Here is a 25116-nt window from a genome sequence, read left to right as displayed (position 1 = left end):
GGGGGCGCGGCCGGGATCAGTGGGCCATCAGCACCGGCACTTCGGCGTGTTCCAGCATATTGCGGGTGGCGCCGCCCAGAATGGCCTCGCGGAAACGCGAATGGCCATAGGCGCCCATCACCAGCATGTCGGCGTCGATGTCGCGGACATGGCGGTTCAGCACGTCCGAGATGCGCGGCATGGTCCGGGCCAGCACCGAAACCTCTGCCTTCACGCCATGGCGCACCAGCATCTGACACAGCGCGCCGCCGGGGTCGGACCGTTCGGGACCGTGCTGCGGCGGGTCGATGATGGCGATGTTGACCATCTGCGCGCCTTTCAGGAAGGGCAGGGCGCGGCGCACTGCCACCATGGCCTCGCGGCTCTGGTTCCAGCCGATGACCACGCGTTGCGGCATCGCGACTTCGCGGACGGTTTCGGGCAGGACGAGAACGGGGGCCTGACTTTCGAACAGGGCCGCCTCGACCACGGCTTCCGCCTCGGAGGATTTGCCCTTGCCATAGGGCGGGGGCAGAACAACCAGATCCGAGAAACGTGCCTTCAGCGATACCAGATCGGACAGCGCGCCCAACTGGGCGACAGCACTTTCAACCGCCCACCGCTGGTCGGCGGAATATTCCTCAAGCGCCGCCCGTGCGGCGGCTTCGGTGGCACGGGCCTCGGCCTCTGCCTGGTCAAGCGCGGCCTGAAGGATGACGCTGCCACCCCCGATATAGGCATAGCCGACCTGGGTCCGGTCAACCCCGAGCGCCAGCACATCAAGATGCGCGTCCAGCGCATCCGCAAGCCGTGCCACCGGGGCTATGGTGGCTTGCGCCTCCTCTGCCGAAGTGACGACGGTTGTGAGGGTCTTGTAGCTCATTTTCTCAATCTCCTCGCGCGTTTGGATAATGGACACTATAGCCGCGCGGGCAGCATGCCGCATTGACTTCGATCAACCTGCGGGGTCCCTTGGGTTGACATGGATCAATGCCACCTGTCGCCGCATCTGCGAAAGCGGGACAGTCGAAAAGCGTCCGGGCGACTCGCCGGCAAGCGGGATGGACCGGGCCAAGACGAAGGGACGCAAAATGTGGGATTACGTTAAACTGGTCGTGCTTGGCGTGGTCGCGGTCTTCGCCGCGATCGCCGCCAATTACGCGCACGACCTGCCTTATCAGGTTAACGCGATCGTCGTCATGCTTGCGGCAGCCATCACCTTTATCTGGGTGGCACGCCGCATGGGTGAGCCGGTCACGGTAGCCGTGAATGAATATAACGACGGTGTGGTGCGCGCCGGCGTCATTGCGACGGCCTTCTGGGGCGTCGTGGGCTTTCTGGTGGGGGTGGTCATCGCCTTCCAGCTGGCTTTCCCCGCACTCAACATTCCCGGCGTCGAGGGGATTCTGAACTTCGGACGCCTGCGTCCGCTTCACACCTCGGCCGTGATCTTCGCCTTCGGGGGCAACGCCCTGATCTGTACCGCCTTCTACGTCGTTCAGCGCACCAGCGCCGCGCGCCTGTGGGGCGGCAATCTGGCGTGGTTCGTGTTCTGGGGCTGGCAACTGATGATCGTGCTCGCGGCGACCTCCTATGTACTGGGCGGCTCGCAGGGCAAGGAATATGCCGAAACCGTCTGGTACATCGACTGGTGGATCGTGGTGGTCTGGGTCTCGTTCCTGCTGGTGTTCCTGGGCACGGTGATCATGCGGAAAGAGCCGCATATCTATGTGGCGAACTGGTTCTACCTGTCGTTCATCGTTACCGTGGCGCTGCTGCATGTGGTGAACAACCTCGCAATCCCGGTCAGCTTCCTGTCGTCGAAATCGGTCTCGCTGTTCTCGGGCGTGCAGGATGCGATGACGCAATGGTGGTATGGCCACAACGCCGTGGGCTTCTTCCTGACCGCTGGCTTCCTGGGCATGATGTATTACTTCGTGCCGAAACAGGCTGAACGCCCGGTCTTCAGCTACAAGCTGTCGATCATCCACTTCTGGGCGCTGATCTTCCTGTATATCTGGGCCGGTCCGCACCACCTGCACTATACCGCGCTGCCGGACTGGGCCTCGACTCTGGGCATGGTGTTCTCGATCATGCTGTGGATGCCGTCGTGGGGTGGCATGATCAACGGCCTGATGACGCTTTCGGGCGCCTGGGACAAGCTGCGCACCGATCCGATCATCCGCATGATGGTGGTGTCCATCGGTTTCTACGGCATGTCGACCTTTGAAGGTCCGATGATGTCGATCAAGGCAGTGAACTCGCTGTCGCACTACACCGACTGGACCATTGGTCACGTTCACTCCGGCGCGCTTGGCTGGAACGGCATGATCACCTTCGGCGCGCTTTACTTCCTCGTGCCGCGCCTGTGGAACCGCGAGCGGCTGTATAGCCTGAGCCTCGTGTCCTGGCACTTCTGGCTGGCGACCATCGGCATCGTGCTCTACGCCTCGTCGATGTGGGTGACCGGCATCATGGAAGGCCTGATGTGGCGCGAAGTGGATGCCAATGGCTTCCTCGTCAACGCCTTCGCCGATACCGTGGCCGCGAAGTTCCCGATGTATGTGGTGCGCGCGCTGGGTGGGGTCATGTTCCTCTCCGGGGCAATCATCATGTGCTACAACCTGTGGATGACCGTTCGTGCCCAGCCTGCCAAGGCGGCTGTCAACGCGAACAACTTCGTCCCGGCAGAATGAGGAGCGACTGCAATGGCTTTTCTTGACAAACACAAGGCCATCGAGACGCATGCGACGCTGCTGCTCGTGCTGTCCTTCCTCGTGGTGACGATTGGCGGTCTGGTGCAGATCGTGCCGCTGTTCTACCTCGAAAACACCATCGAGAAGGTGGAGGGGATGCGCCCCTACAGCCCGCTGGAGCTTGCGGGGCGTGAAATCTACATCCGTGAAGGCTGCTATGTCTGCCACAGCCAGATGATCCGTCCGATGCGCGACGAGGTCGAACGCTATGGCCATTACAGCCTCGCGGCGGAATCGATGTATGACCATCCGTTCCAGTGGGGCTCCAAGCGCACCGGGCCGGATCTGGCCCGCGTGGGTGGCCGCTATTCCGACGAATGGCATGTCGACCACCTGAAGAACCCGCAATCTGTGGTGCCGGAATCGGTGATGCCGAAGTATGAGTTCCTGATGGGCAACGTCATCGACGCCCGCTACATCAAGGACTCGATGTCGGCCAACCGTCTGGTCGGTGTTCCCTATACCGACGAGATGATGGAGAATGCCGAGGCCGACTTTGCGGCGCAGGCTTCGCCCGATGCCGATACCGAGGGCCTTCTGGCGCGGTATCCCAAGGCGCAGACCCGCAACTTCGACGGCCAGCCGCAGCTGACCGAGATGGATGCGCTGATCGCCTATCTGCAAATGCTGGGCACGCTGGTCGACTTCTCGACCTTCCAGCCGGATCCGGCGCGGTAAGGAGGGGGATATGGACGTTTATAGCCTTCTCCGCCACTTCGCCGACAGTTGGATGCTTCTGTTCATGACGCTGGTGTTCGTGGGCGTGGTTTTCTACGCCTTCCGCCCCGGCAGTCGCAAGGCACAGAACGAAGCCGCCACGTCGATCTTCCGCAACGAGACGCGGCCCGCCGCGTCCGGGGCGGAACCGGACGCCAGCAAACTGAAGGAGGCGTAAGACATGTGCGCCAAGCAAGTAAAGAAACCGGGTGAGGTTCCGACCACCGGGCACGAATGGGATGGCATCCGGGAATATGACAACCCGATGCCGCGCTGGTGGCTGTGGACCTTCTACCTGACGATCATCTGGGCGATCGGCTATACCATCGCCTATCCGGCCTGGCCGCTGATCAGCAGCGCCACGCAGGGCATGACGGGCGAAACCGCGGCGGGTGATACCCGTCTCGCCGTGGCGGAAGAGATCAAGCGGTTCGACGACGCCAATGCGCCGATCAAGGCGAAGCTGGTGGCCGCCGATCTGAACGCGATCTCGACCGATCCCGAACTGGACGGCTATGCCAAGGCTGCGGGTGCCGCCGTGTTCAAGACCTGGTGTGCCCAGTGCCACGGGGCAGGCGCGGCCGGCAACAAGGGTTATCCCAACCTGCTGGACGACGACTGGCTGTGGGGTGGCACCATGGAGGACATCCATACGACTGTCACCCACGGTATCCGCAACACCACCGACGCCGATGCCCGCTATTCGGAAATGCCGAAGTTCGGCGCTGATGGCCTGCTGGAAAAACCGCAGATCGAAGAGGTCGTTGAATACGTCCTCCAGATCTCGGGGCAGGAACATGACGCGACCAAGGCGGCTGCCGGGGCGACGGTCTTTGCCGACAACTGCGCGGCTTGCCACGCGGAAAACGGCACCGGAGACCGGGCGCAGGGCGCGCCGAACCTGACGGACGCCGTGTGGCTTTACGGCGGTGACCGGGCGACGATCACTGAAACGGTGACCAACGCGCGATTTGGCGTGATGCCCAACTGGAACGCCCGTCTGACGGAAGACCAGATCCGCGCGGTGTCGGTCTATGTGCACAGCCTGGGTGGCGGCGAGTAATCGCAGGTTCCCTGCAACGACAAACCCCCGCCACCGGCGGGGGTTTTCATTTCGGACGGCAGAACTGTGGGGATATCATGTCCCTCAGTCCCGGTGCCGGTCCTGTTGCGGCGTGTTCCGCCCCTGCCAGAACCATTCATCCTCCAGCCGCCGCTGCTCCGCGAGCTTTTCGCGCCCTGTGCCGCGATCCATTCGCGTCGCGATCAGCAGGCTTTGTGCGATCAGGTTAAGCATTTCTTTGACCTCCGGCTTCTCTATATGCCTTAATGTGCCTGAAAATATGCTGTCTCGCGAGGCAGCGATTCTTTGGATTTGAAAGCCAGTCTTACATGACGGAATGGCGTGATCTTCCGCCTCTCTCGGCGCTGCGGGCGTTTTCAGCCTTTGCCTCTGCCTCCGGGCTGGAGGAGGCTGGCGCCCGTATTGGCGTGACCCATGCTGCGATCAGCCAGCAAATCCGCGGGCTGGAAACCCATCTGGGCATCGCGCTGGTGGATCGCGGCGGGCGGCGGCTGGTGCTGACCACCGAAGGACGGCGGCTGGCCGATGTGCTGGAGCTTGGCTTTGGCCAGATCGCGGCCATCATTGCCGAACTCACCGGGGCGGAGGCCACGCGCCCGTTACGGGTGACCACCACCCCGGCTTTTGCCGGGGGGTGGCTGTTGCCGCGTCTGCCGGATTTCCGGTCACGCCATCCCGGCGTCGACCTGATGATCGACCCGGCCTCGGAACTGCGCGAACTGGGACGTGATGCCGATATCGCGCTGCGCTACGGCAACGGCGACTGGCCCGGACTTGAATCGCGGCTTTTGCTGCGCTCCTCGGTCGTGGTGGTGGCCGCGCCCGCGCTGGTGCCCGAACATATGGCGTCGGATATGGCCCATCTGGCGGCCCTGCCATGGCTACAGGAACTGGGCACCACCGAGGCAAGTGCGTTTCTGGAGAAACATGGTCTGATCCGTCGCGCGGGCATGATCTCGCTGCCGGGCAATCTGATGCTGGACGCGGCACGGGACGGGCAGGGGGTGGCGGTGATCGCCCGCGCCTTTGTCGAGCGCGACATTGCCGCTGGCCGGTTGCGGCAGTTGCACGAGGATTCCGACCGCGAGGGCTATTTCATCGTGCATCGTCCGGGTACCATGCGTGCGCCGCTGGCGGCTTTTGTGCGCTGGCTGCTGCGACAGGCGGACGCAGGGGTGCGCACGGCCATTTGATGCAGGTCAAGGCGCAGGGGCGATTTCCGGGGCAGAGTCAGCTTGTCCGGGTCCAAAGCTGGACATTGGCACCGTCGCTCCATCCTGTTCGCGCGTTTCCTGGGAGTGACGGTGCCTTCTTCTTCCGATGTCAGGTCAGAACGACAATCCCAGCATGTTTCTGCTTGTGTTCGGGCTCCACATGAATGGTGATCCGTGCGCCGGGAACAGCGGTCTTCAGGGCTTCTTCCACCTGGTCACAGATTTCATGGGCATCGAAAACGCTCATCTCGCCGGGCACGACAAGGTGAAATTCGATGAAGGTCGCCTTGCCGGCGTGGCGGGTGCGCAGGTCATGCGCCTCGACCGCGCCGCCCGCTTCGGTCGAGATGATGCTGCGCACGCGGTCCAGTACATCCTGCGGAACGGCCTCGTCCATCAGACCGCTGAGCGAATCGCGCACGACTTTCGCACCTGACCACAGGATATTGACGGCCACCAGCGCCGCCATGATCGGGTCGAGTACCCACCAATCCGTCACGATGGCCAGCAGCACGCCGATGGCCACCCCGGCCGAGGTGATCACATCGGTGAACAGATGCTTGCCATCGGCCACCAGCGCCGGTGACTTGCCGCTGCGCCCGCGCGTGACCAGAAGCCAGGCCCAGAACGCGTTGATGACGGTCGCAGCCCCGTTGATCAGCAGGCCCTCGATCGGCAGGTCAAGCGCGATCGGATTCATGAAGCCGTGAAACGCCTCGCGCAGGATCAGCAGGGCGGCAATGATGATCATCACCCCCTCCAGCACGGCGCTGAAGAATTCGGCCTTGTGGTGCCCGTAGGGGTGCGAGGCATCGGCGGGGCGCGAGGCCACGCGAATTGCAATCAGCGCGGCGATGGCCGTTGCGACATTCACCGTGCTTTCCAGCGCATCGGAATAAAGCGCGACCGAGCCGGTGATCCACCAGGCCAGTGCCTTGATGGCCAGAACGATTGCCCCGACGATGACGCTGCCGATGGCGAGCTTGAGGGTCGTGTTCATAGGCAGGCTCCTGGCAAGGGTCGTGTCGGGCGTTTGGCGGCAAAGGCCACCAGAGATGCCGCGCCATGCCTTGCGGCACGGTATAGGTGAAACGTGTCCAGATCATGCGGGAAGCGTCCTGCGGACGCCGCCCTGAAGGTTGCTGCGCGTGGCCGGGGTCGCTGTGCGAAGGCTGCCGGATGCTTGCGCTGTCGGGCGCGCTTAAACGGGATTTCCCGCAGAATCGCAAGCTGTCAGTTGGCGGGGTCAGAGCGGGTGTTGCACCTGTGCCCGGCACCTTTGCCGATGGGGATGCCGGGGTGGGTTCTGGTGCCGTTTGCATCATTTGCCTGTTTTTTGATCGCTTGTGAGTCACTGTTTTGATGCTGACTATCCGAGGATGCTGCCTGACCCTGCCTGATCCGGGTCAGTTTCTCGCATGAGTACTTCGTCTATATATTTGAATTAAAACAACAAAAATTGTCATGTAGAAGATCGTTCTATAATCACGACAAATTAAGACGTTATTTTTCTGTTGCAAATAACGATAAGATAGATCGTGATTGAGGTGTCGGCGGATCGACCGCCTCTATTGACAGGAGAACGTCATGATCAGCTCTGTTGCTCTTTCCCGCCATATCATTGCCCAGGGCCCTGTGGTGGCCGAGCATGGTGATGGCACGGTCACGATTTCCACGGGCCTGAAAACGGTGCGCGGGCAGCTGGTCTCGTTGCGGGCATGGCTGGCCTCAACCCTCGCTGCCGTCACGCTCGCCGCCGGCGTGCTCGTCGGTCCGGCGCCTCTGCATGCCGAAAACCTGCTGAACGTCAGCTATGATCCGACGCGGGAGCTTTATCGCGAATTTGACGCGGCCTTCGCAAAGCACTGGACCGGGCTGGGCCATCCGGCGCCCGCGCTGGAGACCAGTCATGGCGGTTCGGGTAGTCAGGCGCGGTCGGTCATCGACGGCCTTGGCGCGCAGGTGGTGACGCTGGCACTGGCCTCGGACATCGACAAGATCGCCGAGGCTGGCAAGCTGCCCTCCGACTGGCAATCGAAACTGCCGCACAATTCGTCGCCCTATACCTCGACCATCGTGTTTCTGGTGCGCGAGGGCAATCCGAAGGGCATTCAGGACTGGGGCGATCTGGTCGGGGACGGGGTGGAGGTGATCACCCCGAACCCGAAAACCTCGGGCGGGGCGCGCTGGAACTATCTGGCGGCCTGGGCCTGGGCCGAAAAGAACGGGCAAGATCCGAAAACCTTCGTCCATGATCTGTTCACTCATGTGCCGGTCCTGGACAGCGGTGCGCGGGGCGCGACCACGACCTTCGCACAGCGGGGCATCGGGGATGTGCTGCTCGCGTGGGAGAACGAGGCCTATCTGGCACTGAAGGAACTGGGCGACGATCAGTTCGATATCGTGGTGCCCTCGGTCTCGATCCTTGCCGAGCCGCCTGTGGCCCTTGTCGAGAGCAATATCGCTTCGGACGAACAGCGCGCGCTGGCGACGGCCTATCTGGAATACCTCTATTCGCCGGAAGGGCAGGCCATCGCCTTCCGCAACTTCTATCGCGCCTGGGACAGTTCGGCGGCCGATCCGGCGGATGTGGCGCGGTTCCCGAAGCTCGATCTGGTTGGCATCGACCATTTCGGGGGCTGGAAACAGGCGCAGCCCGAACATTTCGGGGATGGCGGCACCTTCGACCAGATTTATACGGCGAAGTGAGGCGGTGATGGGCAGGCCCCTGTATCAACGATCCCCGATGCCGGGCCTTGGCCTGTCGGCGGGGATCACCCTGACGATGCTGTCCATCGTCGTGCTGCTGCCGGTGGGCGCCCTTCTTGCGAAGGGCGTCAGCTTCGGGCCGGGCAACCTGTGGGATGTGGTGAACCGTGAGCGTGTCTGGTCGGCGCTGTTCCTGTCGTTCCGGCTGTCATTCTTTGCCGCAATCTTCAATCTGGTGTTCGGCACGCTGCTGGCCTGGGTTCTGGTGCGCTACCGCTTTGCGGGTCGCAGGCTGCTGGATGCGGCGGTGGACCTGCCCTTTGCCCTGCCAACAGCGGTGGCGGGGATCGCCCTGACCGCGCTTTACGCGCCGAACGGGGTGCTGGGCGGTCTGGCGCAACAGATCGGCTGGAAGATCGCCTATACCCAGACCGGCATCCTGATCGCGCTGGTCTTCGTGGGCCTGCCCTTCGTGGCACGCACCGTTCAGCCCGTGGTCGAGGAGATCGAGCGCGAGGTGGAAGAGGCATCCGCCACTTTAGGGGCCAGCCGTCTCACGACCCTGCGCCGGGTCATCCTGCCCATGCTCGCCCCCGCCGCGCTGACCGGCTTCGCACTGGCGCTGGCGCGGGCGGTGGGGGAATACGGTTCGGTCATTTTCATCGCCGGAAATATCCCGCTGAAAACCGAAATTGCGCCGCTGCTCATCGTCATCCAGCTTGAAGAGTTCAACTATGACGCGGCGGCGGCCATCGGCATCGCGATGCTGACCATCAGCTTTGCCATGCTGCTGGCCATCAACCTCATCCAGATCTGGAGCCGCCGGAGGATTGGCTATGTCTGATGCGTCCGCTTTTTCCTTTCGCGCCCCGACCGACGAGTCGCCTCTGGTCCGCCGCGCATTGATCGGTGTCGCTGTGCTGGGCCTTGGCCTGCTGGTCGGCGCCCCGCTGGTCGCGGTCTTTGCCGAGGCGCTGAAACAGGGCTGGCTTGCGGCGCTGAAAAGCCTTGGCAACCGGGACGCGCTGTCCGCGATTTGGCTGACATTGACGATTGCGGCGATTTCCGTGCCGTTGAACGCGGTCTTCGGCATCGCCGCCGCCTGGCTGATCACCCGGTTTGATTTCCGGGGAAAGGCGTTCCTCATCACACTGATCGACCTGCCGTTCTCGGTGTCGCCGGTGGTGGCGGGGCTGTGCATCGTGCTGATGTTCGGCGCCAATTCGCTGCTGGGTGGCTGGCTGGTGGCGCAGGGTTTCCCCATCGTCTTCGCACTGCCGGGCATTGTTCTGGCGACCGTGTTCATCACTTTCCCCTTCATCGCGCGCGAACTGATCCCGGTGATGATCGAGCAGGGCCGGGCCGAGGAGGAGGCGGCGCTGACTCTGGGGGCGGGTGGCTGGCACCTCTTCCGCACCGTGACGCTGCCCAACATCCGCTGGGCGCTGCTGTATGGCGTGCTGCTGTGCAACGCCCGCGCCATGGGCGAGTTTGGCGCGGTGGCCGTGGTGTCGGGCAAGATCCGGGGCCAGACAGCGACCATGCCGATCACCATCGAGATGCTTTACAACGAATATCTTTCGGTCGCGGCTTTCTCGCTTGCCGCCGTGCTGACACTGCTCGCCCTGGTCACGCTGCTGGCCAAGACCGTGCTGGAGCGGCGCCACGCCGACCAGATCGCCGCAACCCACCGCCATTGAGGAGGCTGCCATGCATATCGAGATCGACGAAATCGCCAAAAGCTTCGGCACCACCGCCGCGCTGCATCCGGTCAGCCTGTCCATCCCCTCGGGGGCGCTGGTGGCGCTGCTCGGGCCTTCGGGATCGGGCAAGACTACCCTGCTGCGCATTCTGGGGGGGCTGGAATACCCCAATTCCGGTCGGGTTCTGTTTGACGGCGAGGATGCCACCGGGCTGACAGTGCAGGAGCGGCGGGCCGGGTTCGTGTTCCAGTCCTACGCGCTGTTCCGGCACATGACGGTGTTCGAGAATATCGCCTATGGCCTGAAGGCCCGTCCCCGTGCCACGCGGCCCCCCGCGGCGGAAATCGCACGCCGGGTGCAACGCCTGCTCGACCTGATTCAGTTGCCTGACATCGCTGCGCGCTATCCTGCGCAACTGTCGGGCGGGCAGCGGCAGCGGGTGGCGCTGGCCCGTGCGCTGGCCATCGAGCCGCGCATGTTGTTGCTGGACGAACCTTTCGGGGCACTGGACGCGCGGGTTCGCAAGGAACTTCGACAGGGACTGCGCGACATTCACGATGCGACGGGGCTGACTTCGGTCTTCGTGACGCATGATCAGGAAGAGGCGATGGAGCTGGCCGATCTGGTCGTCGTCATGTCGATGGGCCGGATCGAACAGGTCGGGCGACCACAGGATATCCGTGCCCGTCCCGCCACAGCCTTCGTCCGCGATTTCATCGCCGCCTGACCGCGATGGACCGGATCGACCGCCAGATCCTGACCGAACTGCAGCGCGACGCGAGCCAGTCGCTGGCCCGGCTTGCCCATCAGGTTGGTCTGTCACAGACCCCCTGCTGGAAACGGGTGCAGAAGCTGGAGGCGGCAGGCATCATCACGGGCCGGGTCGCATTGGTCGATCCGGCGCGCGTCGGGCTGGGGCTGACGGTCTTTGTCGAAATTGCCGCCATCGAACACAGTGATGAATGGCGGGCAGAGTTTCTGGCCGCCCTCGATCCCCGTCCCGAGGTGATGGAGGTTCATCGTCTGGGCGGGTCGATGGATTACATGCTGCGTGTCGTGGTGCCTGATATGGCGGCCTTTGATCGTTTCTACCAGGAACTGACGCAGACCGTCCGCCTGCGCGCCATCATTTCCCGCTTTGTGATGGAGACATTGCGCCGCCGAGACGTGCTGCCGATCCCGGAGGCCTGACTGCGCGTCGCGGGGTCAGGCTCCGGTCAGCACCGATTGCGGCAAGACCCATGGCCTCTCTGCCGGTGCGGTATTGGCGCGGATGGCGCAGCCAAAGGCGGTTTGCAGCACCGTATCGGCCAGAACCTCTGCCGGGGCGCCCTGTGCAGCCAGCCTCCCGCCCGCCATCAGCAGCACCCGGTCCGCCACCATGGCTGTCAGGTTGAGGTCATGTAGCACCATGATCACCCCGCCGCCCGCGCGGGCAAACCGCTGCGCCAGCCGCATCACCAGAAGCTGATGCGCGATGTCGAGGCTGGCGACGGGTTCGTCCAGCATCAGCCAGCCGGGGCCTGACGGCGTGACCGGCTGGCGGGCCTGCGCCAGAACGCGGGCCAGTTGCACCCGCGCCTGTTCGCCCCCTGACAGGTCGTGATAGGGGCGGGGGCCATAGCCGGGCAGGTCGACTTCGGTCAGCAGGCGCTCGGGCAGGGTCGGGTCATGCGCACCGATCCCGGCCTCCAGCCCCAGCCGCACGATCTCGGCTGCGGTGAAGGGAAAGGCGACATGGGTTTCCTGCGCCAGAACCGCGCGGAACCCGGCCAGCTTTGGCCCAGGTGTGCGGGCGATGTCATGCCCGTTCAGGTTTACACGCCCGCGATAGGGCACCTCGCCGGTCAGGGCACGCAGAAGGGTGGTTTTGCCCGATCCGTTCGGCCCGATGATGGCGGTAACGGTGCCGGGGCTGGCGGTGAAGTCCAGCCCGCGCAGGATCTCGCGCCGTCCCAGCGTGACATGAAGGTCTTGGGTTTCCAGCATCCTATAACCCCATCCCGCCCTTGCGGCGCAGCAAAATCCACAGGAAGACCGGCGCGCCGAGGCAGGCCGTCACGATGCCGATGGGCAGTTCGGCCGGGGCCACGAGGCTGCGCGCGATCATATCGGCGCCGACCAGCAGCCCGCCGCCCAGCAGCGCGGCCTGTGGCAGGATATGGCGGTGATCCGGCCCGCCCAGCAGGCGCAGCAGATGCGGCACCACGATGCCGACAAAGCCGATGCCGCCCGCCACCGCGACCGCCGCGCCCGCCGCTGCGGCGACGCCAAGGATGGCGAAGCGCTTCACCCGCTCGACGGCAATGCCCATATGGGCAGCCTGCGCCTCGCCCAGTGCCAGCGCGTTCAGCCCGCGTGCGAGCAGCGGCGACAGCACCAGAACCGGCAGGATCAGCGGCAGGCTGGCGCCGATGCGGGGCCAGCTTGCCCCGGCGAGCGAACCCATGCCCCAGAAGGTCAGATCGCGCAATTGCCGGTCGTCAGCCAGATAGACGAGGATGCCGGTCAGCGCGCCTGCCAGCGCCCCCAGCGCGATCCCGGCCAGCAGCATGGTGGCAACCGAGGTGCGCCCGCCGCGCGTGGCGACCCGGTAAAGCAGCAGCGTGGCGACCCAGCCGCCCAGAAAGGCCGCCAGCGGCACCAGATGCGCGCCGACAAAGGCGGCGACCCCGGCGGGCAACAGCCCGCCCAGCACGATGGCCAGCACCGCCCCCAGCCCCGCGCCCGCGCCGACGCCGACGATACCCGGATCGGCCAGCGGATTGCGGAACAGCCCCTGCATCAGCGCGCCTGACACCGCCAGCGCGGCGCCAACCATCAATCCCAGCGCCAGACGCGGCAGCCGGATGTCCCACAGGATCACCTGCGCGCGCCGGTCCAGCCCTTCGCCGGTCAGCGCCGACAGAAGCTCGGTCGGGCCAAGCCCCGCCGCGCCGGTGCCCAGCGACAACAGGGCCAGCAACAGCGTGCCAAGCGCCAGCAGCAAGGTAACGCGGCGCGGGTCAGGACGGGCGAGGCCATGGGCGACGGGGGAGAGGGCCACCATCCTCAGCCCTCTGCCTGGCCGTACAGCGCGTCATACAGTGCGCGGGCTGCCTCGGGCGTGCGGGGACCGAAGCCCAGAAGCAGCATCCCGTCCATCCGTACCAGCGCCCCATTGCGCGCGGCCGGGGTTTCGGCCAGCGCGGGATGGGCCAGGATATCGGCATCGGCGATGGACAGATCCCCCTCGCGCGCCATCATCAGGATCAGATCGGGCGCGGCGGTCAGGACAGCCTCGTCCGCGATCTGCTTGTAGCCCTGAAATCCGGTCGCGGCATTTTCACCGCCCGCGAGACGGATGATACCCTCCGCCTCGGTGCCTTCACCACCCGCCATGATCCGCCCGCCTTGCAGCGACAGGATGAACAGCACACGCTTGCGGTCGGTCACGGCGGCGGCGCGGGCTTCGGCGGCGGCCAGCCCGTCCTGCACCTGTGCCGCGAGCGCAGCACCGGCCTCGGGCATGTCCAGCGCGGCGGCGACGGCGGTGATCTTGTCGGCTATCCCCTGCGGCGTGGGGTCTTCGGGCACCAGCACGAAGGGCACACCCGCCGCCTTCAGCACATCCACCGCCTGCTGCGGCCCGGCATCACCTTCGGCCACGATCAGGTCAGGGTCGAGCGACAGCACCCCTTCGGCTGACAGCGCGCGGATGTAGCCGACATCGGGCAAAGCCTCGATCTCGGGCGGGAAGTTCGAGGTGGTGTCGCGCGCCACCAGCCGGTCCTGCGCGCCCAGCGCCACGGCGATTTCCGTGACGGAGCCGCCAAGCGTGATGACCCGCTCGCCCCCGGCCAGCGCGGGGCTGGCCAGAAGCAGTGCAGACAGCGTCAGAGCCTTCATGCCGGCACCGCTTCCAGACGCGGCAGCGAATGGGCCAGCGCGTTCCACGCATCTGCCGGGGTATCCTTGCGATAGCCAAAGATTTGCAGGATCAGCCCGCCTTCGGCGTCAAAAGCCTCGATGCTGATCGCGGCGCCGGTGCGGGTGGGCTTGTTCACGCACCAGACCTCGGCGATATGGTCGCTGCGCAGATGCAGGTTGAAGCGCGGGTCCATGACGTTGATCCACGGCCCCATCGGCACCACCCGCTCGATCGGGCCGCCATGGATCTGGATGCAGCCCATGTTGCCCACGAAGATCATCACCGGCACGCGCTCTTCTGCGGCGCGGGTCAGCGTTTCCGTCACCGCACGCGGCTCCAGCGCCACGGCATAAGGCGCCCCGGCCACGCGATAGGCGCCCAGACGATTCATCTTCTGTGCTTTGACCAGTTTCAGAAACTGGTGGGTGTCGGTCATGCGGTCCCAGTCGGCGCGCAGGGCGGCCGCGCGGTCGGGGGCGGATTTCGCCGGTTCAACCGGCTTGCGGGCCTCATAGCTCCGCTCGGCCTGCTGTTCGGGCAGGCGCAGCGCATCGACCAGACGGGCAAAGGCCGCCGCATCCGATTCAGGCTTCAGATGCACCTTGTGAACCGCATCGCCTGCCGCATCAAAGACCTGAAGGCTGCGCTTGACCGTGCCATCCGCGGCGGTTTCCTCGACCGCGAAACCATGCAGCCAGTGCGACGGGAAGATCCGCATGTCGATTTCCGGGTCCAGCACCATGGCAGCATGCGGGCCGCCACGATAGTCGCTGTAGGTGCCGCGCCGTTCATGCACGCAGCTTTCGTTCCGCGTCAGCGCCAGCACATCGCCAAGATCGCGGATCAGCGGGAACAGCCGGTCGGGCGTCGCATCAAAGGCGACCGTGCCATGGCCGATATGGGCAGCGACCAGCGCCGCTTCGGTCAGACCGTGCGCCGCCGCGAAATCGCGGGCGCGGGTCTTGGGAGATTCCGCGCGCAGGGCACGGATGGCGGGGGCATCAAGGGGCAGTGTCTGGCCGTCGGCCATGGCGGCATCCTTTCGTCATGCGAATCTGGACGGGGCGCATGTCTGGCGGAGGCCGGGTGAAACCCAAGGGCCGGGCTGGGGCGCGATTTGGTGTCAGGCAGCCGGAAGAGGATACTTGACAATTACACTCGGCATTTCTAGAAGCCAAAAACTGACAGATCAAGTCGGATTTTCCGACCCTGCGCCGCCAGCAGTGGAAACGACCACGGCCAGCCCTTCAAAAACAAGAATGTCACCGAAGGGACAGCCATGCCTATTCACACCCGCGCAAGACGCGCACTTCTCATGACCGCCGCCACCGCAATGGCGCTGACCGCCCAACCCGCCGCCGCACAGGATGCCACCGAGGCGGGCGGTTTCTTCCAGATGCTTGGCCGCATTATCCTTGGCACCGGCACGGCGAAGGTGGCCATTGACACCCCGCAGGCCGTCAGCGTGATCGAACAGCAGGACATCGACCGCGCCCAGCCCCTGAGTGTGGGTGACCTGTTCAAGGGGGTGCCGGGGGTGCAGGCCACCGGGGCTTCGGCCCGGCCCATGGGCCAGTCGTTCAACATTCGCGGTATCGGCAATACCGAACAGACCGCTTCGGAAGAGCGGATCAAGGTCGTCGTGGATGGTGCCCCGAAGTTCTTTGAACAATATCGCATGGGCTCGTTCTTCGGCGACCCGGAACTTTTCAAGCGGGTCGAAGTGCTGCGCGGCCCGGCCTCGTCCACGCTTTATGGCTCGGGCACGATCGGTGGCGTGGTGTCCTTCACCACCAAGGATGCGTCGGATTTCCTGACGGCAGAGGAAAACAATGCCCTGCGCTTCAAGGCGGGCTATGGCTCCAACGGTGACAGCTCGCGGCTGGGGCTGATCTGGGCCACCCGGCGCGGCAATGCCGAATTTCTTGGCGCGCTGAACAGCTCGCGCGGCGGGCAGATGAAGGACGGTGCTGGCAATGCGCTGCAAGGCACCGAACACGAGGCGATGTCGGGCCTTGTGAAAGGCAAGTTCAACCTCGGCGAGGGCGATGAGCAAAGCGTCACCCTGTCTTTCTCGCGCACCGACAGCGATCTTGACGATACGGCGGTGGCGCAGACCGGCGGCGCGGCGATGGCGGGCTTTGGCACCGCCGATGTGCACACCATCGACGATACCGCCACGCTGACCTGGCATCACGGTTTTGCCGACAACCCGTTCCTCGATCTGACGGTGCAGCTTTCCTACACCGATACCACGGCGAAGAAGCGCAACTTCTCGTTCGGGTTCATGTGTGCGCCGGGCACGATGCAGGTGCTGTGTGACAGTGATTTCGCCTATCAGACCACGACGCTGCGGGTGGAAAACACCGCCGAGCTTTCGGCGGGCAACTGGGACAACTTCGTCACTTTCGGCGTCCAGGTGTCGGAACAGAAGCGCGTCGCCACCTCGTCGGTCGGCGCGCTGGGCTTCCACCCCGAAGGTACAGACCGCAAGACCGGCGTCTATGTGCAGGGTGAATTCACCTGGAACGACCGCCTGACCATCATGCCGGGCCTGCGCGCCGATTTCGGCCAGCGCACGCCGTCGGCGGCCTCGGTTGCGGCGGGGGCAAGTGCCGCGGACGATACCGCCGTCTCACCCAAGCTTTCGGTGCTTTACGAGATCAATGAACAATGGGGCGTCTTCGGCACCTGGGCCCGGACCGAGCGGATGCCGACGCTGGACGAGCTTTACAGCTATTCCGCCGGGGAAACTCCGAGTCTGAACCTGGACAAGGAAGAGGCCGAGACGGTGGAGCTGGGCTTCACCTTCCAGCGCCAGAACCTGCTGTCAGAGGGCGACAGCCTGCAACTGAAAGCCACCGCCTTCCACAATGACCTGACCAACCTTATCGCGCGTGATTCCACCCCCGGAACACCGTATTACCGCAATATCGCGGCGGCAAAGATCTGGGGCGCCGAACTGGAGGCGGCCTATGACGCGGAGCGCTGGTTCGGGAGCCTGGCCTGGAGCCATGTGAAATCGAAGGATTCGGCGACTGGTCTGACTCTGGCCGACACGCCTGCCGAAAATGTTGCGCTGACGCTGGGTGCCAAACTGCCCGAGCACAATCTGGTGCTTGGCTGGCGCGGCTACTACTTCGACGGGATCACCACCTCTTCCGCCACCACCTCGGCCGGGGCCTATGACACGCATGACATCTTCGTCACCTGGACGCCGGACAGCGGTGTCCTTGCCGGGATGGATGTGAACTTCGCGGTCGAGAACGTGTTCGACCAAAGCTATCGCAACAACCTGTCGCTGGATGCGGCGCCGGGACGGAACGCGAAACTGTCGATCAGCAAGGCGTTCACATGGTAACCGCGCGGCTTCTGCTGGTTCTGGCGCTTCTGGCGGGCCCTGCTTTCGGGCAGACGTCTCCCCTTGGCTCGGGGCTGGCAGAGCCACCGGCGCAGCCCGTGGCCCCCTTGTCCGATCCTCTGGACCGGGCAGGGTTGCCGCAGGCCGAACCCGGTGCCGGGGCTGCGGCCGCCCCGGCGCCGGATACCGCCGCCGTTGCGCCGGTCAGCCCGGCGCCGGCCGGCGGGCACGGGGATCTGGTGACCATCGTGTCCCAGGCGCACTGGCTGGTGCAGGCCGTCATGGCGTTGCTGGCGTTCGCCGCGCTGGTGGCGCTGACCGTCTGGCTGCACAAGACCGTCGAATTCGCGCTTGCCCGGCGTCGGCTGGCCCAGGCGCTGAGGCTGGTGGGCAATGCCACCACGCTGGACGAAGCGGCCCGCGCCATGGACGGCACCCGTGGCCCCGGTGCGGAAATGGCGCGCGCCGCCGCACAGGAAATGGCGCTGGCGCTGGATGATCCGGCCCTGCTGACCGGCACGCGCGACCGGACCCGGCTGCTGCTGGAACGGATCGAGGCGGGCGCCGCGCTGCGCCTGCGGGCGGGCACCGGCGTTCTTGGCTCCATCGCCGCCACAGCCCCTTTCATCGGGCTGTTCGGCACGGTGTTCGGCATCATGAATTCCTTCATCGCCATCGCCGACAGCGGCACCACCAGCCTTGCCGTCGTGGCACCGGGCATTGCCGAGGCGTTGCTGGCCACGGCCATCGGGCTGGCGGCAGCCATTCCTGCGGTGTTGATCCATAATCTGTTGTCGCGGCGGCTTGCGGGATACCGCCACCGGATGACCGACCTTGCCGCGGCGCTTGAGGCGCTGCAAAGCCGCGCGCTCGACCGGGCGGTGGCGCAGGGCAGGGGGGCCTGAGCCATGGCGTTTTCCAGTGGCAGCCGTGACGAGGACGAGATCGCCGACATCAACGTGACGCCCTTCATTGACGTCATGCTGGTTCTGCTGATCGTCTTCATGGTCGCGGCGCCGCTGTCCACCGTTGACGTGCCGGTGAACCTGCCTGCCAGCAGCGCCCCCCCCCGTGAGCGCGAGGAGGAGCCGCTGTGGCTGACCCTGACGCGCGAAGGCGACCTGCGGCTGGGCGAAGCCACCGTATCGGCGGCGGGTCTTGGCCCCGCGCTGGACCGCGTCAGTAACGGCAACCGTGCTGCGCCGGTCCTGCTGCGCGCGGACAGCAGCATTCCATATGGCGACCTTATGCGCCTGCTCGATGCCCTGCGGGCTGCGGGCTATCTGAAGGTCGCGCTGGTCGGTCTGGAAGGAGGCCCACGCCCATGATGCCGCTTGCCCCGCAGCCGCGCTGCCCCGTCCTGCACTTCGCGAGCCAGCCGCCGCGCCGCACGGCGGCGCTGGGCTGGCTGGCTTCGGCCTCGGTCGTGGCGCTGATGGTTTCGGCGCTGGCCGCGCTGGCCATGGCGGTGCAGCCTTCGGGCGAGGCGATGGGCGAGCAGGAGGATGCCATCGCCCTGATCATGGCGCCTCCCGCGATGGAGCTTGGGGCCTATAGCGAGCCCGCGCCGGAGGTGCCGGTTGAAGCCCCCGATATGGCCGACCCCGCGCCGCTGGCCGAGACGCTCCCTGATCTGCCGATGACGGAAGATGCGCCGCCCGATCCGGCGGACCTGGCCGAGGTGCCCGACGTGTCGGAGGCCGACGCACCGCCGGAACAGGTGGAGGTCCCGCCACCGCCGCCGCCCGAGGCGGTTGCCGAAATCACGCCACCGCCGAAACCGGAGCCGCCGAAGAAGAAACCTGTCGAGCAGAAAAAGGCCCCGAAGAAGGCCAAAAAGAAAACCGTACAGGCCGCATCGGCTGCCGCGCCCTCTGCCGCCCCGGCGAAAGCCGCCGCTGCCTCAAGCGGATCGGGCAAGCGGGCGGCTGCGGATTATCCGGGCAAGGTGATGAAAAAGGTGCGCCAGACGCGAAAGGCAAAATCGCCCGAACGCGGCACGGTGCTGGTTGGCTTTTCCGTTTCCGGCAATGGCGGTCTGGGCATGGTCAAGGTGGTGCGCAGTTCCGGCTCCGCCGCGCTGGACCGGATCGCGCTGGATCATATCCGCCGGGCCGCCCCCTTCCCGGCGCCTCCCGCCGGGGCCAAGACGAACTTTTCCTTCGAGTTCACCGGGCGCTGATCCCGTCTGACCTGGATCAATGCTCTGCGCCTCGCCTTTGTGGCATCGTCCCGCAAAGGAGAATCGCGCATGGATATCGTCTGGCTGCTGGACAGGATCGAGGAATCTCACCTGGCGCTTCTGTTCGGCCTGCTGACCGGCGTGGTTTTCGGTGTCGCGGCGCAGCGGTCCTCGTTCTGCCTGCGCGCCGCGACGGTGGAGTTTGCACGCGGACGGCTGGGGCCGCGCATGTCGGTCTGGCTGCTGACCTTTTCCACTGCCGTGATCTGGGTGCAGGGCGCGCGCCTTCTGGGCCTGTTCCGGCCCGAGGATGCGCGGATGATGGCGGTGACAGGATCATGGTCCGGCGCGGTCATCGGCGGGCTGATGTTCGGCGCGGGTATGGTGTTGGCGCGCGGTTGTTCCGGGCGGCTGCTTGTGCTGGCGGCGACGGGGAACCTGCGGTCGGTGGTGTCGGGGCTGATCTTTGCCGTCGTGGCGCAGATGGCCCTGCACGGCTGGCTGGCGCCGCTGCGGCAGTGGCTCGCGGGGCTTTGGGTCACGCCGGGTGGGCGGAATGTCGATCTGATCGCCGCGCTGTCCCTGCCCGAGGGCACCGGGCTGGCGCTGGGCCTCGTCATCGCGGTGCTGGCGCTGTGGCTGGCGGCGCGCAACGCGCTGGGCTGGTCACGGCTGGTCTTTGCCTCGGGCGTGGGATTTGCCGTGGCATTGGGCTGGGTGCTGACCTTCAGCCTGTCACAGGCGGCGTTCGAACCCCTCAGCGTGACCTCGGCCACCTTTTCCGGCCCCTCAGCCAATATGCTGATGTTCTTCCTGACCGAGAACCCGGCACTCGATTTCGACATCGGGCTGATACCGGGGGTATTTCTGGGGGCGCTGTTGTCCGCCGCGCTGAAGGGGGAGCTGCATTTTCAGGGCTTCGATGGCGAAAGCCAGATGCGCCGGTCGATGTTCGGCGCGGTGCTGATGGGGTTTGGCGCCATGCTGGCGGGCGGTTGCGCCATCGGCGCGGGCGTCACCGGCGGCTCGATCTTTGCCGCGACCGCCTGGCTCGCCCTTCTGTGCATGTGGATCGGCGCGGCGATCACCGATGTCGTGGTCGATCAGCCACGGGGCCGCGTGGCGGCCTGAGGCTATTCGAACTCCATCTCGGCAAAGACCACACCGGCGTTCTTGGTCGCCAGTTCCCCGAACGTGTCGAGATGCGCCCACCGCGACTGGTCGACGTAATAGGCGCCGGCCAGATCGCCGCCTTCCTCCAGATGCGTGGCGATCTTCGCCCGCAAATCCACCAGATAATCGCGCGTATAGCGGCGCACTTGCGCCAGATTGGTCGGGTGGCCGTGGCCTGGAATGACGTAGGTGGGGGCGAGCGGTTCCAGCTTCGTCTCCCATGTCTCGATCCAGCAGGCGGTGCAGGTGCCCTCAAAGATCGGCGGCATCCGTTCGTGAAAGGCGATGTCGCCCGCGATCATCATGCCCCATTGCGGTAGCCAGACCTGGGTGTCGCCGGGGCTGTGGGCGGGGCCAAGGTGAAGCACCTCTACCGTGACGCCGCCCATTTCGATGGTCTTGCGGTCGGTGAAGGTTTCGGTCGGGGCGGCGATCACCGTGGCTTCGGCATTCTCGCGGGCATAGCGTTGCAGTGCTGCCAGATCCTGTGCCGCACCGTCGGCAAATTCGGCCGCCGCTTCCTCATGTGCGAGGATCGGCACGCCCTGCGCCACCCAATAGCCGTTGCCCAGCATGGCGTGGCCCTGACCGTTTTCGACGATGACCAGCTTCACCGGCTGGTCGGTCACGGCACGGATTTCGGCATGCAGCGCCTCGGCCAGTTTCCACGACGCGCCAGAGTTCACCACGATCACCCCGTCGCCGGTGACGATGAAGCTCAGGTTGTTGTTATGGCCTGCGTTCTCATAGGTCGGCGGTGCCGTGGCGCCGGTGGCGGTGAAGACATGCGGGATTACCTCGACCGGCTTCGCGTAAAGCACCGATTGTGGGTATTGATCCGGGATGTCCTCGGACGCGAGGGCGGGGCTGGCGATCAGCAGCAGGGCAAGCGCGCGCATGGCTCAGCTTTCGACGAAGCGATAGGTGCCGTCCGTGCGCTCGGCCCGGCCGATGCCGCCGCCGGGCAGGTGGAAGCCGATCAGCGGCATCTGTTCGGACGCCAGCCGGTCCAGCAGCCGCAGCCGGGTCGCGGCGGCGGTTTCGGCATCCTGATCTGAGCCGGAATGCCAGTCGGGCCGTTCGAAGGCGATATGGTGGTTGCCGATGGCATCGCCCGCGATCAGCACCCCCTCGCTGCCGGAACGCAGTTCATAGGCGATATGGCCGGGGGTATGGCCGGGCGTCAGATGGGCGGCGATGCCGGGCAGCACCTCGTCGCCGTCGGCGATGAGACGGATCTGATCGGCGATCACCCCCAGCCGCCGCGCGGCGCCCACGGCAAAGGTGGTGCGGGCGGCGCCGATGGTGTTCACCGTCTCGGGATCGGTCCAGTAATCGAATTCGGCCTGCCCCATGACAAATTCCGCATTGGGGAAGATCGGGTCGTCGAATTCATCCAGCAGGCCCCAGAGGTGATCGGGGTGGCCGTGGGTGAACAGCACATGGGTGATGTCCTCGGGCGTGATGCCCAGCGTGTCGAAGGCCTCGGCCAGCTTGCCGGCGGAGGGCATGAAATCATGGCCCGCGCCCACATCGAACAACACCACCCTGTCAGCGTCGCGCAGCAGCGTCACGTTGCAGGGTGGTGTCATCTGGTCGGTGCCGATGCCGTAGCGCGTCAGAATATCGGTGGCTTCCGGCGGGGCGCCGTCGAGCAGAAAGCTGCCGGCCAGGGTCAGGAACCCGTCGGACAGCGTGTCGATCTGCATGCCGCCCAGGGTCAGTGTATTGCCCGCCCAAAGGCGACGCGGCGCCAGTGGCGCGGTCACGGCGGCGGCGGCGAGAGTCATCAGGGATCGACGGCTGATCATGGCACGCTCCGTTGTGCGAGAAAGCCGCAGCAGGGTCAGGCCCGCTGCGGCAGGGATGGCGCGGGGAGAGGCCGCGCCACAGGGAGGTTACTGAGCGAAGGTGGACAGGTAGGCGATGACCGCCGCGCGATCCTCTTCCTTCTTCAGCCCCGCGAAGGACATCTTGGTGCCCTTGATGAAGGCCTTCGGGTTCTCCAGCAGGTGATGCAGAGCGGCTTCATCCCAGACCAGCCCTTCTTCCGCCATGGCCAGCAGGGGTTTGGAGTATTTGAAACCCTCCACCTTGCCCGCCGGATGGCCGACCACATTGTTCAGCATGGGGCCAGTGCCGTTCTTGGCGCCTTCCCCGACCTTGTGGCAGGCGGCGCATTTCTTGAACACCTTTTCGCCTGCGGCGATCAGCTCCGGGTGGGGACCGGCGGCCGGTGCGGCAGCCTGATCGGCGGGTGCCGCCTCGGGTGCCGGTTCTGGTTCCGCCTCGGGCGTGGCTTCTGCCGGGGTTTCGGTCGCGGCGGCTTCGGCGCTCGCCTCGGCAGCGGCCGCCACGATGTCGGGCAGGGTGCCCGCCGGTTTGCCGTCGGGGTCGGTCGGTGTCACGTTCAGTTCCACCGCACGCTTGGTGACCTTGGGCGCCCCTTCGGCGCAATTGGTCATGCAGGCTTCCGCGCGGAACTTCGGATATTCGCTTTCCGGCCGGTCGTCGGGATAGAAGCCATCGGCATTCGGCAGCACGACCTCAGTGAAGTTTTTGTTCGACAGGGCGAAGTCATCCTCCACCAGGCCATTGGAATACAGCAGGAAAGCGACGATGGCATAGGTTTCATCCACGCTGACCGTCTGCGCCGCGCCGAAGGGCATGGAGCGGTGGATATAGTCGTAAACGGTGGACAGATGCGGCCAGTAGCTGCCGATGGTCTTGACCGGGCGGCGGTCAGTCAGGCTGCCTTCGCCCCCGGCCAGCACCGGCCAGCTGTCCAGACCTTCGGCAAATTCGCCATGGCAGGCAGCGCATTTCTCGGCAAAGACCTCCTCGCCGGTTTCCACATTGCCCGAGCCGGGGCGCAGGCCGGTGCCATCGGGCAGCACCGCTACGTCCCATGCGGAAATCTCTTCGGGCAGGGCAGGGCGGCCAAGGCCCAGCTTGTCAGCCATCGCCGGACCGGCCAGCGTCGAAAGCGCAAGCGCCGAGCCGATCAGCAGGTTACGCGATTTCGACATTCTCGACCTCCCCGTCGGCCTTGACCCACCAGGTCTGGATACCGTTGTTGTGATAGACATTGTTCAGCCCGCGAATGTCGCGCAGCGCGTTCTTGGTGGGCTGGACATAGCCGGTCTCGTCGGTGGCGCGGGATTGCAGGAACAGTTCCGACCCGTCCCAGTCGATGTCCAGATGAAAGCGGGTCAGCGCCTTGCTGCGGGCCTCGCCGGTGATGCGGGCCTCCTGCCAGTTGCGCCCGCCGTCCAGCGAAACGTCAACCTTGGTGACCTTGCCATTGCCCGACCAGGCCAGACCGGAAATGACCAGCGGCCCCTTGCCATGGCGGATCGGCGCTTGCGGCGAGGGCGTGGTGATGACGGATTTCGCATCCATCACCCATGTCCATTTGCGCGCGCGGCCATCAGGCATCAGATCGGTGTATTTCGAGGTTTCCTCGCGGCTTTCCACGGCGGCGTCATAGACCCCGATGCGGCGCAGCCACTTTACCCACATGTTGCCTTCCCAGCCCGGCACGACCAGACGCACGGGATAGCCATGTTCCTTGCGCAGCGCCTCGCCATTGGCGAAGAAGGCGACCATGACGTCATCCATCGCCTTTTCCATCGGGATGGAGCGACCGTTGGACGAAGCATCGGCGCCCTCGGCGTAGATCCACTTGCCTTCGGGCTTCACCCCCGCCTCGGCCAACAGCACCTTCAGCGGCACGCCGATATATTCCATGTTGTGAATCATGCCCTGGGTGAACTGGCAGCCCTCAAGCTGCGCGCCGCCCCATTCCATCCCGCCATTCGCCGCGCATTCGAGGAAGGCGGTGGTGGTGGCGCGCGGGAAACGCAGCAGGTCTTCGAAGGTGAAGACGAGCGGCTGATCGACAAGGCCATTGATCATCAGCCGGTAATCGGCTTTCGACAGTTCGATAGCGCCGGAATGGTGGCGTTCAAACGCGCAGCCCTGCGGGGTGATCGTGCCTTCCAGCGCATGAATCGGCGTAAAGTTGATGGAGGAGACCGGGCTTTCGGTCAGCCATTCGACATTGCGCCGCACGACATGGCTTTCGAACCGGATGGGCGTGCCATAGGGCGCGGCATCCACCGGGTCGCCGAAGGCGCTGGCCCAGTCCTGCACTTCGGTAATCAGCGGGTCGGGCGTGGCAGCGCGGGCGGCGGTGCCACCAGCCACCAGACCGGCGCCAGCCAGCGCGCCATTGCGCAGGAAGGCGCGGCGCGAGGGGCCTTTGGTGGTGGCCGGTTCGTCGGACATCTGTTCGTCAGACATGGTGCGAACTCTCCTTGGATTCT

General features: G+C 65.3%; 27 protein-coding genes. 16 read left to right on the top strand and 11 right to left on the bottom strand.

The features are described 5' to 3' along the window. Window positions 1–16: 16 nt before the first annotated feature. Window positions 17–862 carry a universal stress protein gene (locus IE126_RS14355; RefSeq protein ID WP_054304233.1) on the bottom strand — a complete coding sequence of 282 codons (846 nt, stop codon included), beginning with the start codon at window positions 860–862 and terminating at the stop codon, window positions 17–19. A gap of 208 nt (window positions 863–1070) precedes the next feature. Between IE126_RS14355 and ccoN the strand changes: the two genes are divergently transcribed. The 4 genes from ccoN to ccoP are packed head-to-tail and all read left to right on the top strand — an operon-like array spanning window position 1071 to window position 4515. Then, the gene (gene ccoN / locus IE126_RS14350) at window positions 1071–2675 is read left to right on the top strand and encodes a cytochrome-c oxidase, cbb3-type subunit I (protein ID WP_054304265.1); all 1605 of its coding nucleotides are present in this window, start codon (window positions 1071–1073) and stop codon (window positions 2673–2675) included. Between the two features lie 12 nt (window positions 2676–2687). Continuing rightward, the gene (gene ccoO / locus IE126_RS14345) at window positions 2688–3413 is read left to right on the top strand and encodes a cytochrome-c oxidase, cbb3-type subunit II (RefSeq protein WP_054304232.1); all 726 of its coding nucleotides are present in this window, start codon (window positions 2688–2690) and stop codon (window positions 3411–3413) included. Window positions 3414–3423: 10 nt separating this feature from the next. Then, window positions 3424–3630 carry a cbb3-type cytochrome c oxidase subunit 3 gene (locus tag IE126_RS14340; protein ID WP_189381399.1) on the top strand — a complete coding sequence of 69 codons (207 nt, stop codon included), beginning with the start codon at window positions 3424–3426 and terminating at the stop codon, window positions 3628–3630. Between the two features lie 3 nt (window positions 3631–3633). Further along, window positions 3634–4515, top strand: a complete 882-nt coding sequence (ccoP, locus tag IE126_RS14335; RefSeq protein ID WP_054304230.1) for a cytochrome-c oxidase, cbb3-type subunit III — start codon at window positions 3634–3636, stop codon at window positions 4513–4515. 84 nt (window positions 4516–4599) lie between these two features. Here ccoP and IE126_RS14330 read toward each other — a convergent pair whose 3' ends face one another. Then, window positions 4600–4749, bottom strand: a complete 150-nt coding sequence (locus IE126_RS14330; protein ID WP_158640787.1) for a hypothetical protein — start codon at window positions 4747–4749, stop codon at window positions 4600–4602. A 95-nt stretch (window positions 4750–4844) separates the two neighbouring features. On the opposite strand from IE126_RS14330, the gene IE126_RS14325 reads away from it, so the two are divergent. Next, a complete protein-coding gene (locus IE126_RS14325; RefSeq protein WP_108130576.1) occupies window positions 4845–5729 on the top strand; it encodes a LysR family transcriptional regulator in 885 nt (294 codons plus the stop codon). A gap of 130 nt (window positions 5730–5859) precedes the next feature. Here IE126_RS14325 and IE126_RS14320 read toward each other — a convergent pair whose 3' ends face one another. Then, entirely contained in the window at window positions 5860–6750 is an 891-nt protein-coding gene (locus tag IE126_RS14320) for a cation diffusion facilitator family transporter (RefSeq protein ID WP_189381398.1), read from the bottom strand. A gap of 179 nt (window positions 6751–6929) precedes the next feature. On the opposite strand from IE126_RS14320, the gene IE126_RS14315 reads away from it, so the two are divergent. The 6 genes from IE126_RS14315 to IE126_RS14290 all read left to right on the top strand — a co-directional run bounded on the left by IE126_RS14315 (window position 6930) and on the right by IE126_RS14290 (window position 11353). After that, window positions 6930–7100 (top strand): hypothetical protein, encoded by a 171-nt coding sequence (locus IE126_RS14315; protein WP_158640786.1) that lies wholly within the window; start codon window positions 6930–6932, stop codon window positions 7098–7100. Window positions 7101–7337: 237 nt separating this feature from the next. After that, window positions 7338–8459 (top strand): sulfate ABC transporter substrate-binding protein, encoded by a 1122-nt coding sequence (locus tag IE126_RS14310; RefSeq protein ID WP_229825525.1) that lies wholly within the window; start codon window positions 7338–7340, stop codon window positions 8457–8459. A gap of 7 nt (window positions 8460–8466) precedes the next feature. Then, the gene (gene cysT, locus IE126_RS14305; protein WP_054304226.1) at window positions 8467–9303 is read left to right on the top strand and encodes a sulfate ABC transporter permease subunit CysT; all 837 of its coding nucleotides are present in this window, start codon (window positions 8467–8469) and stop codon (window positions 9301–9303) included. Further along, window positions 9296–10159, top strand: coding sequence for a sulfate ABC transporter permease subunit CysW (cysW, locus tag IE126_RS14300; RefSeq protein ID WP_108130579.1), 864 nt, complete (start codon window positions 9296–9298; stop codon window positions 10157–10159). The genes cysT and cysW overlap by 8 nt, the downstream gene beginning before the upstream one ends. 10 nt (window positions 10160–10169) lie before the next feature. Further along, the gene (locus IE126_RS14295) at window positions 10170–10889 is read left to right on the top strand and encodes a sulfate/molybdate ABC transporter ATP-binding protein (RefSeq protein ID WP_054304224.1); all 720 of its coding nucleotides are present in this window, start codon (window positions 10170–10172) and stop codon (window positions 10887–10889) included. Window positions 10890–10894: 5 nt separating this feature from the next. Then, window positions 10895–11353 carry an Lrp/AsnC family transcriptional regulator gene (locus IE126_RS14290; RefSeq protein ID WP_054304223.1) on the top strand — a complete coding sequence of 153 codons (459 nt, stop codon included), beginning with the start codon at window positions 10895–10897 and terminating at the stop codon, window positions 11351–11353. A 15-nt stretch (window positions 11354–11368) separates the two neighbouring features. Here IE126_RS14290 and IE126_RS14285 read toward each other — a convergent pair whose 3' ends face one another. The 4 genes from IE126_RS14285 to IE126_RS14270 are packed head-to-tail and all read right to left on the bottom strand — an operon-like array spanning window position 11369 to window position 15102. Continuing rightward, window positions 11369–12151: a heme ABC transporter ATP-binding protein gene (locus IE126_RS14285; RefSeq protein WP_189381397.1), complete on the bottom strand. Its 783-nt coding sequence runs from the start codon at window positions 12149–12151 to the stop codon at window positions 11369–11371. Window position 12152: 1 nt separating this feature from the next. Further along, entirely contained in the window at window positions 12153–13211 is a 1059-nt protein-coding gene (locus tag IE126_RS14280) for a FecCD family ABC transporter permease (protein WP_108130581.1), read from the bottom strand. A 2-nt stretch (window positions 13212–13213) separates the two neighbouring features. Continuing rightward, window positions 13214–14050: a heme/hemin ABC transporter substrate-binding protein gene (locus IE126_RS14275; protein ID WP_189381396.1), complete on the bottom strand. Its 837-nt coding sequence runs from the start codon at window positions 14048–14050 to the stop codon at window positions 13214–13216. Beyond that, window positions 14047–15102 (bottom strand): hemin-degrading factor, encoded by a 1056-nt coding sequence (locus IE126_RS14270; protein WP_189381395.1) that lies wholly within the window; start codon window positions 15100–15102, stop codon window positions 14047–14049. The genes IE126_RS14275 and IE126_RS14270 overlap by 4 nt, the downstream gene beginning before the upstream one ends. Window positions 15103–15351: 249 nt before the next feature. Here IE126_RS14270 and IE126_RS14265 point away from each other — a divergent pair, with 249 nt between their 5' ends. The 5 genes from IE126_RS14265 to IE126_RS14245 all read left to right on the top strand — a co-directional run bounded on the left by IE126_RS14265 (window position 15352) and on the right by IE126_RS14245 (window position 20746). After that, the gene (locus IE126_RS14265; protein WP_189381394.1) at window positions 15352–17433 is read left to right on the top strand and encodes a TonB-dependent receptor domain-containing protein; all 2082 of its coding nucleotides are present in this window, start codon (window positions 15352–15354) and stop codon (window positions 17431–17433) included. Next, window positions 17427–18338 (top strand): tonB-system energizer ExbB, encoded by a 912-nt coding sequence (gene exbB / locus IE126_RS14260; RefSeq protein ID WP_108130585.1) that lies wholly within the window; start codon window positions 17427–17429, stop codon window positions 18336–18338. Before IE126_RS14265 ends, exbB begins: the two co-directional genes overlap by 7 nt. 3 nt (window positions 18339–18341) lie before the next feature. After that, a complete protein-coding gene (exbD, locus tag IE126_RS14255) occupies window positions 18342–18761 on the top strand; it encodes a TonB system transport protein ExbD (protein WP_189381393.1) in 420 nt (139 codons plus the stop codon). After that, window positions 18758–19615 carry an energy transducer TonB family protein gene (locus tag IE126_RS14250; protein WP_189381392.1) on the top strand — a complete coding sequence of 286 codons (858 nt, stop codon included), beginning with the start codon at window positions 18758–18760 and terminating at the stop codon, window positions 19613–19615. The genes exbD and IE126_RS14250 overlap by 4 nt, the downstream gene beginning before the upstream one ends. Before the next feature lie 69 nt (window positions 19616–19684). Then, window positions 19685–20746, top strand: coding sequence for a YeeE/YedE family protein (locus IE126_RS14245; protein WP_054301264.1), 1062 nt, complete (start codon window positions 19685–19687; stop codon window positions 20744–20746). 2 nt (window positions 20747–20748) lie between these two features. Here IE126_RS14245 and IE126_RS14240 read toward each other — a convergent pair whose 3' ends face one another. The 4 genes from IE126_RS14240 to soxC form a co-directional block, all read right to left on the bottom strand. After that, window positions 20749–21687 (bottom strand): MBL fold metallo-hydrolase, encoded by a 939-nt coding sequence (locus IE126_RS14240; protein ID WP_189381391.1) that lies wholly within the window; start codon window positions 21685–21687, stop codon window positions 20749–20751. A gap of 3 nt (window positions 21688–21690) precedes the next feature. Next, window positions 21691–22599: an MBL fold metallo-hydrolase gene (locus IE126_RS14235; protein ID WP_229825523.1), complete on the bottom strand. Its 909-nt coding sequence runs from the start codon at window positions 22597–22599 to the stop codon at window positions 21691–21693. Window positions 22600–22686: 87 nt separating this feature from the next. Further along, window positions 22687–23817, bottom strand: coding sequence for a c-type cytochrome (locus tag IE126_RS14230; protein WP_189381390.1), 1131 nt, complete (start codon window positions 23815–23817; stop codon window positions 22687–22689). Then, window positions 23801–25078 carry a sulfite dehydrogenase gene (gene soxC / locus IE126_RS14225; protein WP_054301270.1) on the bottom strand — a complete coding sequence of 426 codons (1278 nt, stop codon included), beginning with the start codon at window positions 25076–25078 and terminating at the stop codon, window positions 23801–23803. The genes IE126_RS14230 and soxC overlap by 17 nt, the downstream gene beginning before the upstream one ends. Window positions 25079–25116: the final 38 nt, after the last annotated feature.

It is taken from the genome of Gemmobacter nanjingensis, assembly GCF_014652195.1.
GTDB classification, from domain to species: domain Bacteria; phylum Pseudomonadota; class Alphaproteobacteria; order Rhodobacterales; family Rhodobacteraceae; genus Gemmobacter; species Gemmobacter caeni.
This window is presented reverse-complemented; position numbering and strand designations above follow the sequence as displayed.